The organism is Pedobacter agri PB92 (genome assembly GCF_000258495.1).
Taxonomy (GTDB): domain Bacteria; phylum Bacteroidota; class Bacteroidia; order Sphingobacteriales; family Sphingobacteriaceae; genus Pedobacter; species Pedobacter agri.
In genome coordinates this window covers 1-17,296 of the sequence record NZ_AJLG01000111.1, presented here as the reverse complement: position 1 = coordinate 17,296, position 17,296 = coordinate 1, and the positions used below count along the sequence as shown (strand labels likewise).

At 37.8% G+C, this 17,296-nt stretch carries 20 protein-coding genes, 2 tRNA genes and 1 pseudogene; 11 read left to right on the top strand and 12 right to left on the bottom strand.

Annotated elements, in window-relative coordinates; translation table 11 throughout:
• Positions 1 to 335: pseudogene (locus tag ON09_RS15720) on the bottom strand (App1 family protein); the annotation flags it as partial.
• A 60-nt stretch (positions 336 to 395) separates the two neighbouring features.
• Here ON09_RS15720 and ON09_RS15715 point away from each other — a divergent pair.
• On the top strand, positions 396 to 1,250 hold the full coding sequence (locus ON09_RS15715) for a diacylglycerol/lipid kinase family protein (protein WP_010602017.1): 855 nt from the start codon (positions 396 to 398) through the stop codon (positions 1,248 to 1,250).
• On the opposite strand, the gene ON09_RS15710 is transcribed toward ON09_RS15715, so the two are convergent.
• The 6 genes from ON09_RS15710 to hflX all read right to left on the bottom strand — a co-directional run bounded on the left by ON09_RS15710 (position 1,247) and on the right by hflX (position 5,338).
• Positions 1,247 to 1,639 carry a hypothetical protein gene (locus ON09_RS15710; protein WP_010602016.1) on the bottom strand — a complete coding sequence of 131 codons (393 nt, stop codon included), beginning with the start codon at positions 1,637 to 1,639 and terminating at the stop codon, positions 1,247 to 1,249. The genes ON09_RS15715 and ON09_RS15710 overlap by 4 nt on opposite strands.
• Positions 1,640 to 2,293: an energy transducer TonB gene (locus ON09_RS15705; RefSeq protein WP_010602015.1), complete on the bottom strand. Its 654-nt coding sequence runs from the start codon at positions 2,291 to 2,293 to the stop codon at positions 1,640 to 1,642. It lies immediately after the preceding gene.
• 42 nt (positions 2,294 to 2,335) lie between these two features.
• The gene (locus tag ON09_RS15700; RefSeq protein WP_010602014.1) at positions 2,336 to 3,043 is read right to left on the bottom strand and encodes a peptidoglycan DD-metalloendopeptidase family protein; all 708 of its coding nucleotides are present in this window, start codon (positions 3,041 to 3,043) and stop codon (positions 2,336 to 2,338) included.
• 7 nt (positions 3,044 to 3,050) lie between these two features.
• Positions 3,051 to 3,680, bottom strand: coding sequence for a PAQR family membrane homeostasis protein TrhA (gene trhA, locus ON09_RS15695; protein WP_157258980.1), 630 nt, complete (start codon positions 3,678 to 3,680; stop codon positions 3,051 to 3,053).
• A gap of 5 nt (positions 3,681 to 3,685) precedes the next feature.
• Positions 3,686 to 4,063, bottom strand: a complete 378-nt coding sequence (gene rbfA, locus ON09_RS15690) for a 30S ribosome-binding factor RbfA (RefSeq protein ID WP_010602012.1) — start codon at positions 4,061 to 4,063, stop codon at positions 3,686 to 3,688.
• 84 nt (positions 4,064 to 4,147) lie between these two features.
• Positions 4,148 to 5,338, bottom strand: coding sequence for a GTPase HflX (gene hflX, locus ON09_RS15685; protein WP_010602011.1), 1,191 nt, complete (start codon positions 5,336 to 5,338; stop codon positions 4,148 to 4,150).
• Positions 5,339 to 5,549: 211 nt separating this feature from the next.
• Here hflX and pnuC point away from each other — a divergent pair, with 211 nt between their 5' ends.
• On the top strand, positions 5,550 to 6,212 hold the full coding sequence (gene pnuC, locus ON09_RS15680) for a nicotinamide riboside transporter PnuC (protein WP_010602010.1): 663 nt from the start codon (positions 5,550 to 5,552) through the stop codon (positions 6,210 to 6,212).
• Positions 6,209 to 7,177 carry an AAA family ATPase gene (locus ON09_RS15675; protein WP_010602009.1) on the top strand — a complete coding sequence of 323 codons (969 nt, stop codon included), beginning with the start codon at positions 6,209 to 6,211 and terminating at the stop codon, positions 7,175 to 7,177. Before pnuC ends, ON09_RS15675 begins: the two co-directional genes overlap by 4 nt.
• 32 nt (positions 7,178 to 7,209) lie before the next feature.
• On the opposite strand, the gene ON09_RS15670 is transcribed toward ON09_RS15675, so the two are convergent.
• Positions 7,210 to 7,692, bottom strand: coding sequence for a hypothetical protein (locus ON09_RS15670; protein WP_157258979.1), 483 nt, complete (start codon positions 7,690 to 7,692; stop codon positions 7,210 to 7,212).
• Positions 7,693 to 7,908: 216 nt separating this feature from the next.
• Here ON09_RS15670 and rplM point away from each other — a divergent pair, with 216 nt between their 5' ends.
• The 7 genes from rplM (at position 7,909) to frr (ending at position 13,304) form a co-directional block, all read left to right on the top strand.
• Complete coding sequence (gene rplM, locus ON09_RS15665) at positions 7,909 to 8,352, top strand: 50S ribosomal protein L13 (RefSeq protein ID WP_010602007.1); 444 nt, start codon at positions 7,909 to 7,911, stop codon at positions 8,350 to 8,352.
• A gap of 3 nt (positions 8,353 to 8,355) precedes the next feature.
• Entirely contained in the window at positions 8,356 to 8,742 is a 387-nt protein-coding gene (gene rpsI / locus ON09_RS15660) for a 30S ribosomal protein S9 (RefSeq protein ID WP_010602006.1), read from the top strand.
• Positions 8,743 to 8,760: 18 nt separating this feature from the next.
• Entirely contained in the window at positions 8,761 to 9,594 is an 834-nt protein-coding gene (gene rpsB, locus ON09_RS15655) for a 30S ribosomal protein S2 (protein WP_010602005.1), read from the top strand.
• Between the two features lie 96 nt (positions 9,595 to 9,690).
• Positions 9,691 to 10,536, top strand: coding sequence for a translation elongation factor Ts (tsf, locus tag ON09_RS15650; protein ID WP_010602004.1), 846 nt, complete (start codon positions 9,691 to 9,693; stop codon positions 10,534 to 10,536).
• Between the two features lie 301 nt (positions 10,537 to 10,837).
• The gene (gene nagA / locus ON09_RS15645) at positions 10,838 to 11,932 is read left to right on the top strand and encodes an N-acetylglucosamine-6-phosphate deacetylase (RefSeq protein ID WP_010602003.1); all 1,095 of its coding nucleotides are present in this window, start codon (positions 10,838 to 10,840) and stop codon (positions 11,930 to 11,932) included.
• 64 nt (positions 11,933 to 11,996) lie between these two features.
• Positions 11,997 to 12,701, top strand: coding sequence for a UMP kinase (gene pyrH, locus ON09_RS15640; protein WP_010602002.1), 705 nt, complete (start codon positions 11,997 to 11,999; stop codon positions 12,699 to 12,701).
• Between the two features lie 39 nt (positions 12,702 to 12,740).
• Positions 12,741 to 13,304: a ribosome recycling factor gene (gene frr, locus ON09_RS15635; RefSeq protein ID WP_010602001.1), complete on the top strand. Its 564-nt coding sequence runs from the start codon at positions 12,741 to 12,743 to the stop codon at positions 13,302 to 13,304.
• Between the two features lie 53 nt (positions 13,305 to 13,357).
• Here frr and ON09_RS15630 read toward each other — a convergent pair whose 3' ends face one another.
• The 3 genes from ON09_RS15630 to ON09_RS25215 all read right to left on the bottom strand — a co-directional run bounded on the left by ON09_RS15630 (position 13,358) and on the right by ON09_RS25215 (position 14,882).
• Positions 13,358 to 14,389, bottom strand: coding sequence for a LacI family DNA-binding transcriptional regulator (locus ON09_RS15630; protein WP_010602000.1), 1,032 nt, complete (start codon positions 14,387 to 14,389; stop codon positions 13,358 to 13,360).
• 165 nt (positions 14,390 to 14,554) lie between these two features.
• Positions 14,555 to 14,698, bottom strand: a tRNA-Asp gene (locus tag ON09_RS25220).
• A gap of 74 nt (positions 14,699 to 14,772) precedes the next feature.
• A tRNA-Asp gene (locus ON09_RS25215) sits at positions 14,773 to 14,882 on the bottom strand.
• Between the two features lie 157 nt (positions 14,883 to 15,039).
• Here ON09_RS25215 and ON09_RS15625 point away from each other — a divergent pair.
• Positions 15,040 to 15,516, top strand: a complete 477-nt coding sequence (locus ON09_RS15625; RefSeq protein WP_010601999.1) for an Lrp/AsnC ligand binding domain-containing protein — start codon at positions 15,040 to 15,042, stop codon at positions 15,514 to 15,516.
• 248 nt (positions 15,517 to 15,764) lie between these two features.
• Here the strand turns inward: ON09_RS15625 and feoB are convergent.
• Positions 15,765 to 17,296: ferrous iron transport protein B (feoB, locus tag ON09_RS15620; RefSeq protein ID WP_010601998.1), on the bottom strand; the 1,532-nt coding region annotated here is incomplete at its 5' end.

The window sequence follows — 17,296 nt, the reverse complement described above, 5'->3', positions numbered from 1 at the left end:
ACACTACTTAATACGTTGTCATTTTCGTCTATGGCTTCAACCTTTACAAAATGCCAGCCAGCTTCCACATCCTGTAGTGCCTTCCATTCAAATTTAAAAAAACCATCGTGCTCGGTTTTGTTATCAATTGTTTGATCAAAAAATTGCAGCCTTACCCTCACAAATGCATAGGGTTTGAGTACAAAAAGCTTAAAGAGATGAATGATATTAACGAAAATATTGTTGCTAAAAATCTGTGCTGCCTTAGCCTTGCGTTTAAAAACATGACCATAAACCACCAGGTTGTTTTTGTGCCCGTAGCCGTGATAAATTTTTACACTAACAGATTTATTCATTGCCATTAAAACAGAGTGAATTAAAAGTTGTTTGTGATGTAACGCATTTATAGCCAAAACATGAAATTACTATTCATCATCAATCCAGGTTCAGGTAGTCATGATATTAATTTGAAGGAAGTAATTTCTACATATTTTTCAGATAAGGAAACAGCAATAGACTTATTTGAACTTCCTGACGACTGTTCTTTGGATAAGATCAAAGCAAAAATTGATCAATCGAAAGCCGACAGAGTTGTTGCCGTAGGTGGCGATGGTACACTAAAACTGGTTGCTGAATGTTTGCTACATACCGGTACGCCAATAGGCATTATTCCGGCCGGCTCCGCAAATGGAATGGCAAAGGAACTTGGAATACCAACAGAGATCGAGGATGCGTTAAATTTATTGGAAACCGGAAAGCTTCAAAAAATTCACGTAGTTAAACTAAATGATGAAATTTGTATTCATTTATCCGATTTAGGGTTTAATGCCTATCTGGTTAAAAAATTTGACACACTTCCACAACGTGGAATGTGGGGTTATGCCAAAGCTACCTGGCATGCCCTATGGAACCATAAAAGAATGGAGGTAGAGTTAAATATAAATGGCGAAATCATCCGATCAAAAGCAGCCATGGTGGCTATAGCAAATGCAACCATGTATGGCTCGGGTTTAAAAATAAATCCAGATGGTAAATTGGACGATAATCTTTTCGAAATTATTCTGGTAAAGGATTACTCCTACCTTGAAATTCTGAAAATATGGCTCACCAGGCTACCCTTCAACCCTAAAAAAATTGAAGTTTTTCAGATTTCAGAAGTGAAGATATCTTCTAAACATCAAGCGCATTTTCAGGTTGATGGAGAATACATTGGTAAGATAAATGCAGTTGAAGCGAAGATTTTACCTGAGGCCATTACGGTAATCATTTAGTTCAGCTCGTTGCGGTGGATCTGGATGGTAAAATACAATCTAAAAAATTCAGCAATGAAGCAGACTTTAAATAGAATGTCAAACCACCTTTCCTCGAGATTTAAAACCTCCGGCAGGAAAGTAATGAAGCCAATAGAGAATATCCACACAATTAACCTGAATGGAAACTGGATATAATAAGTTATAAAGCCAAACTTTCTAAATAAGAACAAGCCGATTGCAGAAAGAAAAAGTGAAACGAATAAAGGCAAAGTCAAAATTACTCTTACCTGAGAAAGCACCTGATCGGGAATTTCATTCAGATGCGTGATAATACCCCAGAACTGTTTGTAAAGAAGTAAAATGCTAACAACATCAAGAAGGGCAAAAAGCTTGGTAGTAATTCTCATTTATTTGCAGTATTTGGCTAGATACTGGTCTGCTAAACTACTACCCATATGTTTAACAAACAAAAAATCTTCGCAGGCCCCTTGTTTATCGCCTTGCTTAATTTTCTTTAATCCGTTATTAATTCTTTCCTGGAGATATTCGTCGTCAATACCCAGTTGATTTTTAATGGCTATAATCTGAGCTTCCTGGCCTGGCTTTGCTTTGTCGATGTTCTTATAGAAATTAATTACTGAATTCGTCAATCCTTCTTCAGCCTGGTAACTTCGAATGGCATCCTGCATATCTTTGCTTGATTTACGTTCGCAGTTATAACCTGAGAGTTTAAAGTTTACCGGCACTACAACCGCAGTTGTGGTATCGTAACCTGCAGGTACTTTCCATTTGCCGCTACTCATGCGAACCAGTCTCAAAGCTTCTTCATCAAGTTCGCTTAAAATACTTTTGGTTACTCTCGAGGAATACACTCGCCCGTCTTTATCGAGCTTGAAACTAATGTTCACGGTACCCTGAACACAATTGCTTTTTGAAAAGGCAGGATATATAGTGTTTTCTCTTAAAAATGAAGTAAAACCATCTTTGCCCGTTTTAAACTGTAATTGCGCCATCACGGCCGAACAGCAAAAAATTAAGATTATGGTAATTAACTTTCTCATTTCACTAATTTACTAAAAAATGCTGACCGTAATTGAAAACATCTAAAACCTGGTGCTATGTTCGTTTTCAAAGGTAGCCTTGAGTATTACATTTGGATCAGGGCAGTTGTTTAGATATTTTTCTCTTTCACTAAACTTACACACGCCCTGGTAATCGCCTTTTAAGCCGTACATGTTCTGTATAATTTGAAAATGGAGGTGTGGAGGCCAGCCACCATTTTCTTTTTGAATGCCAAATTCAGCAAATTTTGCACCTTTTGAAATGAACTGTCCGGGTTCAAGCCCTTTCAAAGAAGCGGCGCTTAAATGGCCATAAAGTGCATTAAATGTCAATCCATCAATTTCATAAGCCAGAATGATGGTAGCACCATAATCACCAAAATGATAGTTATTTGCAAAACTGTGCACCCGGGCATCATAGAAATTGTATACAGGCGTTCCGCTTGGTCCCCAGATATCAACACCTAAATGTAGGCGGCGGGGTTCTTCCTCCGTATCAAAATGAGTGCTTCTGGAATAAATGGTTCGATGTTCATCATATCCGCCAATTCCATAACAAGCACCGCTATCTTTTAATTTCTGATTAATGAAATTGCTGAACAAATCCGTGTCATCTAAAATTTCATCAGTTAATTCTTTGTTATTGGATGTAAAATCCAGCGGTAGAAGTTTGTCCTTTGTGGGATCAAAATCTACAACTTTTCCTATTGCTGGTGTATTTGAATAAATAATTTGCTCGAAGGGTTTCATTAACGAATTAATTGAAAATATAAACGTAATTATAAATATAATGAGATAATGCTCCGCCAATTACGAATAAATGCCAAAGCTCATGGCTGTGCATCCATCGGTACATTTGTTTATCCTTGGCATAATAATAAGTTCCTCCAATGTAAAATAAACCTCCAAAAAGCAACCAGAAAATTGCTCCAATGGGCAAGGTGCCCAGCATTTTTTGCAATAATGGAACAATCAGGCATCCCATCAAAATGTAAATGGAAAGTGAGATAGCTGTGCTTTTTAATTTGTTGAAGATTTTTAGCAGACAACCCGTAATGGCTATGATCCACACAATGGCAAATAATCCCCAGCTTAACCAGCCATCAAATACCAACAAAGCTGTAGGTGTATAGGAGCCGGCGATCATGAGGTAAATACAGCAATGATCAAATTTTTGCCAAAAGCGTATTCCATAATCCGTTGCCGGATAACCATGATAGATTGCGCTTACGCCAAATAAAATGAAAGTCGCAATGCTATATATCCACGCAGCAGTAAATTCAATTGGAGTATTACATTTTTCAAGCAAAAAATAACCCGCCGGTATCGCTACCAATGCGGGTATAAAATGCGTAAAGAAGTTTACGGGTTCTCTTAATTTCCTCACGGTTATTATTCTTCGCCCTCTTCTTTTTGTCTCGGTTCTTTTGCTATTTTATCGAACAGATGATCCATGCGTTCTACATATTCATTTGTATCATCTACAAAAAATGTAAGTTCTGGCACCACCCTAACCTGATGGCGAATTCTCGCCCCTAATTTATACCTGATCTCGCCAGCATGAGCGTTTACCGTATTAATGGAAAGCGTTGTATTGTTTGTGTTGAAAAAACTCAAATATACCTTTGCCACCGCCAAATCTGGCGATACGCGTACGCGGGTAATGGTAACCAATGTATTTGGCAAGAATGCAGCACCCTCACGCTGAAAAACCTGTGCTAACTCCTCTTGTAGTACTCCTGCAAATTTTTGCTGACGTTTACTTTCCATAAATCTTATTTTTCGTTATTGCGAGGCATGAAGCAATCTTATCTTAAGGAGATTGCTTCGTACCTCGCAATGACGGTTTATTTACTAATATAATAAATTACTATCGTAAGGATATCTGGCAATATGTGCCGCCTTTACCTTATCGTATAACAAATTTTTAAACTCTTCTATATTTTCTTTTTCTGTTGCTGAAATGAACAAAACAGGTACTTTTCCATGACTCATCCAGCTTTTCTTAAATTCATCAATGCTCAGTTTACCATCGTCATCCTCATCTTCAACCTCTGGTGAAACGTATGCATCAATTTTGTTAAACACTAAAATCATGTCTTTATCAATGGCGCCAATATCTTTCAATGTTTCATTAACCGTATTAATCTGGTCTTCGAAATTTGGATGCGATACATCAACTACGTGAATTAATAAATCTGCTTCGCGAACTTCATCCAGTGTAGATTTAAAACACTCCACCAAATGATGGGGCAGTTTGCGAATAAAACCAACGGTATCTGAGAGTAAGAAAGGCAAATTTTCAATTACTACTTTTCGTACGGTTGTATCCAAGGTAGCAAACAGTTTATTCTCCGCAAATACTTCCGATTTTGAAAGCATGTTCATAATGGTTGATTTGCCTACGTTGGTATAACCAACCAAAGCTACACGAATTAGTTGACCACGGTTTTTACGCTGCGTTTCATTTTGTCTGTCGATATTTCTTAAACGCTCTTTAAGCAATGAGATTTTATTTAAAATGATACGTCTATCACTTTCAATCTGCGTTTCCCCAGGTCCACGCATTCCAATACCACCTTTCTGGCGCTCTAAGTGAGTCCACATACCCGTTAAACGTGGCAGTACGTATTGTAATTGGGCCAGTTCTACCTGAGTTTTCGCCTGAGCGGTTTGTGCTCTGCTGGCAAAAATATCCAGGATCAGGTTGCTTCGATCTAGCACTTTAACGCCCAATTCACGATCGATATTTCGCAATTGTGAAGGTGATAACTCATCGTCAAAAACAACGGTATCAATTTCTTCCGATTTAACGTAAGCTTTAATTTCTTCTAATTTTCCCGTACCTACAAAAGTTGCACGTTCAGGCTTAAGCATTTTTTGAGTAAACACCTTTTCTACTTTTCCTCCCGCTGTATCAACTAGAAAAGCTAATTCATCTAAATATTCTTTTGTTTGCTCATCCTTTTCGCCTGGCGTAACTACTCCAACCAAAACGGCTCGTTCCTGCTTAATCGCAGTATCATAAAATTTCTGTTTTCCCATGTAATATGTACAAACTTAGATAAATTGCCAGTAATTATAGTAGCAAGAAAGCAATTTTATCGAACGGGCAGTATGCTATAATTAATTATTTCGGTTAGAAAGTTGATTGCTTATTAAAATAACATTACACTTTTGATTTTTGTTTGTGGCTTGTTTTGAACTCCATTAATAAATTATAGATTAGAACTTTGTTTATAATCGGCATTCGACTATGGATTTTTTCAACACCCACAGTATCTTTTTCACCGTCTTAGGTTACCCAATGAGTTACCTGGAGTTTTTTGCCGTAGTAACGGGTGTTCTTTCTGTCATCCTCTCGGCTAAAGCGAGCATTTGGAGCTGGCCCGTAGGAATTGTAAATGTGTTTCTATCGGCTTTTTTCTATTACCAAATTCAGCTTTATCCTGATATGTTTTTAATGGCTTTCTTTTTTGTAACCAATATTTTAGGCTGGTGGCGATGGGCTAACCCAAAGCCTGAAGAAGAAGACAAGAGAAAGGAATTGAAGGTGAGTTTTATGCCCAGAAAGCAATTTTATACCTGGCTTTTAATCGGCATTGCCGGAACAATACTGATAGGCGCTTTGGCGAGTCAGTTGCACAACTGGTTCCCAATGTTGTTTAATTTACCAAGTGCATATCCTTTTGTAGATTCTTTTATTTTAGTGATGAGCGTAATTACTACTTTTTTGATGATACAGAAGCGAATTGAATGCTGGATCATTTGGCTAATGATTGACATAGTAGCCACCTATTTGTATTTTTTAAAAGGAGCGATGTTTTTTGGTGTGGAATATATCGTTTTCACCATTATTGCCGCTTTTGCTTTGTGGAACTGGATGAAGGAATACAAAAGTTATGATAAAGCCGCATGAAGAGAGGGCTCGTAATCGGAAAGTTTCTGCCTATCCATAATGGGCATATTTCGCTTATTAACTTTGCCGCTTCACAGTGTGATGAACTTATTATTTCGATGAGTTTTACACCTAATGATCCCATTGAGGCCAAATTACGTTTTAGCTGGATTGAGGAAATTTTTAAAGATGAACCCAAAATAAAATCTGCAATTATTTGTGATGATTTTGATGATGAAAAGCTCATGCTTGAACCCCGAACAAAGATTTGGGCGACACGCATGAAAGAAGTTTATCCTAAAATTGACGTCCTTATCAGCTCGGAAGAATATGGAGAGCCCTTTGCGTTAAACATGAAGGCCAGGCATATTTTATTTGATTTAAAGAGAAACAAAACCCCTGTTTCTGCCACGATGATCCGCAATTTTCCTTTCAGATTTTGGGAATATATTCCCGATGTAGTTAAACCTCATTTTGTAAAACGTATTTGCTTTTACGGTCCGGAAAGTACAGGGAAATCGACATTGGCTGAAAAGATGGCTTCCTATTATCAAACTGAATTTGTTCCGGAAGTAGCTAGAGAACTGATCACTTCAAATGATATTTCAGTTGATGACATTATTAAAATAGGAAAAGCACAAACTCAAAGGGTAAAGGATAAAACCAAAATTTCCAACAAAATCCTTTTTTGTGATACAGATTTGATCACCACTCAAATTTATTCAAAGCTATATTTAAATGTAATACCTGAAATTTTAAGCAGGCTCGAAAACGAAATTGTATATGACGTATATTTTTTGCTCGATATTGATGTAGCGTGGATTGCTGATGATCTTCGGGATTTCGGTGATAAAAGATTAGAAATGTTTCACCTTTTCAAAGCTGAACTGGAAAGACGTAAGATAAGTTACATTTTGATTAGCGGAGATTATAACAACAGAGAAGAAAAGGTAAAAGCAATAGTTGATTTAATTCTGGAGGAATAATTACAGACGTTAGAAATAAATGAGCTTAAATACTAATCTACATCAAATTGAAATTCACCTGGGGTTGGCAAGATTAAATCAAGTTGTGAAATATCTCCATCTACAAACCATTTTACAATTTCAGGCAAATCTTGACTTGAAATTTCACTTGAGTGTCTTGCATCCCAAACCTTTGTGTGTTCGCGTTTGGTAAGGAGTTTTGTAAACCAGCCCGCTTTCTCCAAACTATACCAGGAAAAAGTTACAATCAGGCTCAAGTTCTCTTCCAGTAAATTTCGCTCATCAATATAATTGCAGGAAACATCTAAGTTACGTTTGTTTTCTGGATCTGAAATATCTAAAAACCAATAGTCTTCATAAGGAATATATTCGCTACTCCGGTATGCGTGGTAATAATTTTTCCATTCTTGCAACCAATCAATTTCTTTACAGTATTTAATTACTTCCAATCCGTTTCGGTTTTGCAATTCAGTTTTTTTTCCTAAAGAAGATAAAAATTCAATGTTGAACATCATTTGATTAAATAAGCGTTAAATAAAATTAGCAGAAATCTTTGAATCAGCATGAAAACCAGCTAAAATCTCCATGCACTAGACCGTGACTTAAAACTTTTAACTCATAACTTTCAAATTTTTCTCTTCAACTGTTTGATAATAAAAGTATTCTATCTATCTTTGCAGTCCCAAATTGAATGGGAATAATAAATTGTTTAATAAATTAAATACAAGCAAGTGAATACGTTAAGTTACAAAACTGTCTCGGCCAATGCGAAAACTGTTAACAAACAGTGGATTGTTGTTGATGCGCAAGGCGAGATTTTGGGGCGCTTGTCATCGAAGATCGCTATGATCATCCGTGGTAAAAACAAGCCTGAGTACACCCCACACGTAGATTGCGGAGATAACGTGATTGTTATCAATGCAGACAAGGTTAAATTGACAGGAAACAAATTCAGCGAAAAGCAATATGTTTCTTATACTGGTTATCCAGGTGGTCAACGTTTTATTTCTCCTAAGGAGTTAATGGCGAAACACCCTCAACGTGTAATCGAGAAAGCGGTACGTGGTATGTTACCGAAAACTAAATTGGGTAAAAAACTTTACACCAATCTTTTTGTGTATGCAGGTGAAACTCACCCTCATGCAGCTCAATCTCCAAAAACCATTAAACTTTAAGAAATGTCAGTTACTAACACTTCAGGAAGAAGAAAAACAGCTGTTGCACGTATCTACTTAAAAGATGGTGCTGGCGCAATTACCGTTAACGGTAAAGATCACAAAGAATATTTCCCAACTTTACCTTTGCAATATATCGTAAACCAAAGTTTAGAAGTTTCTGAGCTTACAGGTCGTTATGATATTACTGTAAACGTTCAAGGTGGTGGAGTAAAAGGACAAGCAGAAGCTGTTCGTTTAGCTATTGCTAAAGCGATTGTTGAACTAGATGCGGAGAAAAAACCTGCATTACGTGCTAAAGGCCTAATGACGCGTGATATGCGTATGGTTGAGCGTAAGAAACCAGGACGTGCTAAAGCTCGTAAGAAATTCCAATTCAGTAAACGTTAATCACAGGAGGCAAAGACAATGGCAAGAACAACTTATCAAGACTTATTGGATGCAGGTGTACACTTTGGTCACCTTACCCGTAAATGGAATCCAAAAATGGCTCCTTACATTTTCATGGAGCGTAATGGAATTCACATTATAGATTTAAATAAAACTTTAACTAAAACTGAAGAAGCTGCGGCTGCGATTAAACAAATCGTAAAATCAGGACGTAAAGTATTATTTGTTTCAACAAAAAAACAAGCTAAAGGAATCGTAGCTGAGCAAGCTAAAAAAGTAAACATGCCTTTCGTAACTGAACGTTGGTTAGGTGGTATGTTAACTAACTTTGCTACAGTTCGTAAGTCAATCAAAAAGATGTCTAACATCGATAAAATGACTAAAGACGGTACTTATGCGATCTTATCTAAAAAAGAGCGTTTAATGATTCAGCGTGAGCGTATTAAATTAGAATCACTTTTAGGTGGTATTGCTGATTTAAACCGTTTACCTGCAGCTTTATTCTTAATTGATGTTAAGAAAGAGCACATCGCAGTAACTGAAGCGTTAAAATTAAACATCCCAACTTTTGCGATGGTTGATACAAACTCTGATCCTTCAAACATCGATTTCCCAATTCCGGCGAATGATGATGCTACAAAATCTATCTCTTTAATTACTGATGTAATTATCAAAGCGATTGAAGAAGGTTTAGATGAGCGTAAACGCGAAAAAGATGATGAGGCAGAAAAAGAAGCAGTAGCTGCTAAAGCTGCGGCTGATGCGCCAGAGGTTAAAGAACCAAGACGCAAGAAAGCTGCTGAAGCAGAAGTTGAAGCATCTTCATCAGAAGAAACTAAAACAGAAGAATAATTTAAGTTATGAGTTATAGGTTATTGGTTGTAGGTAAATCCCGCAACCTGTAACCTGTAACTTTTAACATTTTAAGGAACTTATAAATTTTTAAAAATGTCTACAGTACAAATTACTGCCGCAGATGTAAATAAACTACGCCAACAAACTGGCGCTGGTATGATGGATTGCAAAAAAGCTTTAGTTGAAGCTAATGGCGATTTCGAAGCTGCTGTTGATTTATTGCGTAAAAAAGGTCAAAAAGTATCTGCCGCTCGTTCTGGCAATGCTACTTCTGAAGGTTTGGTATCAATCGCTGTTTCAGCAGATGGTACAAACGGCAAATTAGTTGCTTTAGCTTGCGAAACTGAGCCAGTTTCTAAAGTTGAGGATTTCCGTAATTTAGCTCAGGCTGTTTTAGCTGCTGCAGTAGCTAACAACCCTGCTACTATCGAAGAATTATCAGCTATCGCTTTAGAAGATGGACGTACGGTTGCGGAAACCATCACTGAACTTACTGGTAAAATCGGAGAGAAAATCGTTATTCAGGAATATGCAAATGTTTCTGGTGAGAAAATCGTTTCTTACATCCACTCTAACGGTAAAATGGGTGTATTGGTAGTATTTGAAGGTGCTAACGGTGCAGATATTACTGAAGCTGGTAAAGATGTGGCAATGCAAATTGCTGCAATGAACCCGGTTGCTGTTGATAAAGACGGTGTTGATCCTGCTACTATCGAACGTGAAATCGAAATTGCTAAAGACGTTATCCGTCAAGAAGGCAAACCAGAAGAAATGGTTGAGAAAATCGCTGCTGGTAAATTGAACAAATTCTACAAAGACAGTACTTTATTAAACCAAGAGTTTGTTAAAGACGGTTCTATGGATGTTCGTAAATTCTTAGATAGCACTGCTAAAGGCTTAACTGTAACAGCTTTCAAACGTGTTCAACTAGGTGCATAAGCACATATAAAATTATAGAAAACCGCCCGATGTATATCAGGGCGGTTTTTTTATGCTTATTATTTTTTAGAAAACGAAAGGTATGTTATCCTTCGGAAACTGCAGCCCCGCTATTATTTCAATCTTTTTGGCTTCATTTTTTTTTCCTACATCGTCATTGCGATTAGAAACGACGTGGCAATCTATTATGACAGTGCAACAAAAAGTATTTCCACGCTATCGGGTTTATGATTGCAGTTTCTGCATAAACACCAAAATTTCGCTACCAACTTAGTAAATTAGGCCCATTAAAAATAAATCTATGCTAAATCTATCAAACACAAAATTTTACCTGAACGATTGGTTACAAGAAGGAAAAAGCATAAATATTCAGGATGGTAAAATCGTATCAATAGAAAATTCAGAATCTAAAAATTCATCTGATGTGTTGGTTGTTCCGGGTTTTATTGATTTACAAATATACGGTGCTTGTGGAAGATTGTTTTCTGCAGAACCAACGCTTGAATCTTTGGCGATCATGGAAGATGATTTGCTAAAAAGGGGAACAACAGGCTTCCTGGCCTGTATGGCAACCAATACGCCGGAAGTTTTCAATGCCTGTATTGCCACGGCAAAACAATATCGCCAGCAGGCGAGAAACTTTTTGGGTTTACATTTGGAAGGTCCATTTTTGAACCCTAAACGTTTAGGCGCTCATGTGCCGGAATTTGTGCGACGGGCAACATTAGATGAAATAAAAGCATTATTGGATTTTGGTGATGGTGTGATTAAAATGATGACCATTGCGCCCGAGTGCAATGATGATGAAGTGATTCAATATTTGCTTGATCATGGCGTTTTGGTTTCACTTGGGCATAGTAACGCTACTTTTGAACAGGCTACTTCAGCATACAATAGTGGCATCCAAACCACAACACATTTATTCAATGCCATGAGTCCGGTTCACCACCGTGAACCGGGTATTCCAACGGCGGTTTTTAACCATGATCGGGCAATGGCAAGTATTATCGCCGATGGCCAGCATGTTGATTTTGAAGTGGTAAAATTTGCGAAGAAACTATTAAAAGAACGTTTATTCTTAATTACCGATGCCGTTACAGAATGCGCATCCGGACCTTATCAACACGTGAAAAATGGCGATAAATTTGTAATGCCCGACGGAACATTATCAGGCTCGTCGTTGACGATGTTAAAAGCGGTTAAAAATTGCGTAACGCATTGTGAGATCGAGTTATGCGAAGCGATTAACATGGCCACTAAATATCCCGCCCGGCTTATCGGTCTTGAGCATTTAACATCGGGCATTGCAGCCGGAAGTGAAGCCAATATTTTGATTTTGGACGAAGCATTAAATTTAAAGTCGACTATTTTTAAGGGCGAACAAATATCAATCTAAATATTTACATCATTTGTTTAAAAGCATAGCCAGGTATTAAAAAAATGTTAATATTTTTGAAGTCATGAAATACAAACGCATCCTACTAAAGCTTAGCGGCGAATCGCTAATGGGCGATAAACAATATGGTATTGATAATGAACGCGTTAAGCAGTACGCTGAAGATATCAAGGCCGTTCACGATAAAGGTTTGGAAATTGCAATCGTAATTGGTGGTGGAAATATTTTCAGAGGCCTAAGCGCCGAGAAAAGCGGGATGGATAGGGCACAAGCAGATTACATGGGGATGTTGGCAACGGTAATCAACTCAATGGCGTTACAAGATGCCCTGGAGAAAGTGGGTATTAAAACCCGTTTACTCACTGCGATTAAAATGGAACAGATTTGTGAACCGTTTATTCGTAGAAGAGCAGTTCGTCACTTAGAAAAAGGGCGTGTAGTCATTTTTGGCGCTGGAACCGGCAACCCTTACTTCACTACCGATTCTGCAGCTGCACTAAGAGCAATTGAAATTAAAGCTGATGCCGTACTAAAAGGAACACGCGTTGATGGAATTTATACTGCAGATCCTGAAAAAGACCCCTTGGCAACTAAATATGAAGAAATTTCATTCAAAGAAGTTTATGCTAAAGGTTTGAATGTAATGGACATGACTGCTTTTACGCTTTGTGAGGAAAACCAGGTGCCAATTATTGTGTTTGATATGAACAAACATGGTAATTTTATGAAAATTGCCAATGGTGAGCCAATTGGTACTTTGGTTAAATAACCTTTAGAAAAATATTATTTTTGTAGAAATACACACATTATGAACGAACTCATACAATTGCAATTAATGGATGCTCAATCTTCGATGGATAAGGCAATCGATCATTGTGAATCAGAATTAACGAAAATTAGAGCCGGTAAAGCATCAGCAGGTATGCTCGATGGTATTTTTGTAGATTATTATGGCGCTTCTACAGCGCTGGCTCAAGTAGCGAGTATCAACACGCCTGATGCCAGATCTATTGTGATCCAGCCTTGGGAAAAATCGCTTTTAACAACTATTGAAAAAGCGATACAAGTTGCGAATATTGGTATCAATCCACAAAATGATGGAATTGTGATCCGTTTGGTGGTACCTCCACTAACTGAAGAACGTAGAAAGGATTTAGTTAAAAAGGTAAAAGAAGAAGCTGAACGCGGAAGAGTTACGGTTCGTAACATCCGTAAAGATGCCAATACCAAAATTCAAAAATTAAAAGGTGATGGTGTTTCTGATGATGAAATTAAAACCGGTGAAGCAGAAGTTCAGAAATTAACCGATGCTTACATTGTAAAGGTTGATAAACATGCAGAAGCTAAAGAAAAAGATGTAATGACGGTTTAATACCATTATTAACATACCAAAGAGGAATAGGCAAATACTTATTCCTCTTTTTTTTATCCTAACTTTTTCCGCTCCGTAGATTCTCTAATATTTAGACTCGTGGAGAGAACCACCTGTTTAAAATGTTTACTGCTATCGTTCGCATTAAGTTTAGATAATAATATTTTCATCAAATTTTCAGCAATTTCCTGCACGGGCTGAGCAATAGCGGTGATAGCAGGTTTATAAAATTCAAGCAATTCGAAATCATCAAAAGATACTAAAGCAAGTTTTGGAGCTAAACCATTAACTTCCATTTGTTTGAAGGTTCTTAAGCCATCCAAACAAATGTAATTCGCGGCAAAAATAACCGCATCAAGTTGTTTTTCGCTTTCGAAAAAACTCGTCATCTGCGCTATCGAACCCAGATCTGCATTTCGGTATTTAATTTTTTTAACTTTTAATGGTAGATCGTGCTTCTTAATTGCCCGCTCATATCCAATTTCGCGATCTACCATCTGTTGCAAGTCAGTATCAAGCGTAATGAAGCCGATATTTTTATAGCCATTATTGATTAGATGCTGTGTGGCATTGTATGTACCTTCAATATTATCAATCACTACGTAATCGGTTTCCAGGTCGGGCACATAACGATCGAATAATACCACAGGAACATTCGTTTGAATCAGGTTTTTGATTTCCTGTTCCAGTCCCTCTGGCAAAGCCATAATATATGCGTCTACATGCCTGTCTCTAAAAATCTGGAGTAGCTCAACCGCTTTATTGTGATTGTTATGCGTACTGCTAAATAAAATTTTATATCCGCTTTCTGAAGCTTTCTGATCCAAAAAATGTGCAATGCTGGAAAAAAAAGGCTCGGATATATCATCCACTAAGAAGCCAATTACATTTGTTTTACCTGTTCGCAAACTTTTAGCGAGGGTATTGGGTTGATAACCCCATTTCTCAACAAGATCGAGTACTTTTTTGGTAAGTGTTTTACTGATGTTTTTCTCCTTAGCCTTACCGTTGATTACGAATGATACTGTGGTAATGGATATATTCAATTCATTCGCAATATCTTTTATCTGGATTTTTTTCTTCATTAATAGCGCTACACATTCAACAACCGGAAATATAGGAATTATTTGAGTAAAATCAGATAAGAAATAGGTTAGCTGCGATTCGTGCTTTTTGAAATAAGCTTAAAAAGAAAAAGAGCAACCTATCCAGGATTGCTCAATTAACTAACTTATTATTCATAAAAAATGCTGTTGGGGAAGGAGTCGAACCTTCAAGGGGTAGTTAGCTACAGTTCAAAAAATTAATTGTGGTCAACCCAATAAACTGCGTTTGTCCCATTATTCCCCACCACCGAGACAAGGAGGCGTGTCTGCCAATTTCACCACCCAACATTTTAGTCCTTAGTCTGAAGTCTTTAATCCATAGTCTAATCATGACTTCAGACTAAGGACTCCAGACTAAGCTGCTGTAGGGGAAGGAATCGAACCTTCAAGGAGTGGTTAGCCATTGCTGGTTTTCCCATTATTCTCCGCCACCGAGACAAGGAGGTGTGTCTGCCTGTTTCACCACCCTACATTATGTTAAACAATTTGTTAAAGAACGTTCCCTTTTTGTTAATTGCTTGATACAAATGTAAAAGAACATTCAATACCTTGCAAATATTTTAAACATTTAATTTTATTTTTATAATATTGATAAATATTTGTAAATTCGCTTATCATAATTCAAAAATATGCTTAAAAAAGACAATTCCAATTTAGAAATTGACAACCTCGACATCGACATATTAAAACAATTGATGCAGGATGCCACAAAGCCATATACTGAAATTGCAAAGGATTTAATCGTTTCCGGAGGTACAATCCACGTCAGGATGAAGAAATTGCAGGAAATGGGTATTATCAAGGGATCTCATCTCATTATCGATCCGCAAAAGGCCGGTTATGACATCTGTGCGTTTTTAGGTATTTATCTGGAGAAGGGAATTCAGTATAAAGATGCTGTGGCGCAATTGAGTAAAATCAGAGAGGTAGTTGAGCTTCACTATACCACCGGATCTTACAGTATGTTCGCAAAGATTATCTGTAGAGATACCAATCATTTGCGACATGTGCTAAATGAAGAAATTCAGGCTGTGAATGGAATTCAACGTACGGAAACTTTAATTTCGCTTGAAGAAAGCATTAAAAGGCAGATTGAACTGGGGTAAGCGTGGGAAGTGGAAAGTTCAAAGTTGAAAGTGGAGAGTGCAGAGTTGAAAGAGTAAAGACTAAAGTTAACAGAAGAAATACCGAAACTTCAAAATTTAGGCGATTGAACTTTTAATATTTGTATAATAATTTTTTATTAGACCCGATTGCAGTGAGCACGAAGCCACAGCTTTTTCTGCTGTGAGCGGAGTAAAACGGAAAGCGGGTGCAAACGTTAATAGGTGCGGAGAAACCTGCTCTGCAACAATTATTTCAGTAACTGGTAAGCGATTAAGGCTGCAACATAAGCCATTGCCGTCATGTAACTAAGCTGAATAATGGGCCATTTCCAACCTTTTGTTTCGCGGTAAACGATGGCTACGGTACTCATACACTGCATGGCAAAGGCGTAAAAGAGCATGAGCGAAATTCCGGTTGCAAAGGTATAAACCGGCAAACCCGTTTTGCTGTTTACCGAGGCCTCCATGCGCTCGCGGATGGTTGAGGTATCTTCATCGCCACCGTCTACGCTATAAATGGTAGCCATAGTACCCACAAATGCTTCTCGGGCAGCGAAGGAAGTGATTAGGCCGATGCCAATTTTCCAATCGTAACCCAGCGGACGGATGGCTGGCTCAATCCAATGCCCTAAAATGCCAACATAGGAGTTTTCTAACTTTTCTGTCGCGATAAGCGTTTCGATATGCGCCGTATTTCTGGTAGTATCAGCTAATGCAGAAGCATATTTTTTATCGATATTTTCAAAACGATCGCCTGGACCAAAGGTAGCCATTACCCAAAGGATGATGGAAATGGCGATGATCACTTTACCGGCTTCGATGATGAAGGTTTTCGATTTCTCATACATGGTGTAGAAAACGTTTTTCCATCTTGGCATGCGATAGATCGGTAACTCCATAATGAAGTAAGAACGTTCTTTGGTTTTAATGATGAACTTCATTACCCAGGCCACAAGGACAGCAGCAACAATTCCAACCAGATACATCACCATTAATGCTAAGCCCTGCATATTGAAAATGCCAAAAAGGTTTTCGGAAGGTATAATCAGCGAAATGATCAGGATATAAACAGGAAGCCTTGCCGAACAACTGATTAATGGTGTAACCATGATGGTAATCATCCTGTCTTTCCAGTTTTCGATATTTCTGGCAGCCATAATTGAGGGTACCGCACAAGCTAAGCTTCCGATCATTGGCACTACCGATTTACCATTTAAGCCTACTTTGCTCATGATTTTATCCATCATGAAAGTAACCCTCGCCATGTAACCGGTATCTTCTAAAATTGAAATGAAGGCAAATAATATCGCAATTTGAGGAATAAAAACAAAGATCCCGCCGAGACCAGCGATAACGCCATCTAAAAGCAAATCGGTTAACATGCCTGCCGGGAGATATTCATGCCCCATTTCAGTTACAAAGCCAAACCCTCCCTCAATCCAATCCATTGGGTACGATGACCAGGCGAAAATAGCGTTGAAGATGATGAAAAGGATAAGCAGGAAAATCGCAAAACCCCAAACTTTATGGGTTAGTATCGCATCCAGTTTATCGCTAAAAGAGAATTTCTGTGCTCTGCCGCTATCGGTTACTACATCAGCTAAAAGTTTACTTAAGTGCTGGTAGCGAACTACAGTTTCTGCCGCCTGAACTTTAGAAGATTCAAACTTGTGTGATTGTTCAATCTGCTCAATTTCTTCCTGCTCCTGATTAGAAAAGAAATTTAAATACTCGTGCTGGTGCAAAACCTGCAAAGCATAATAATCGTTATCTGAATTTA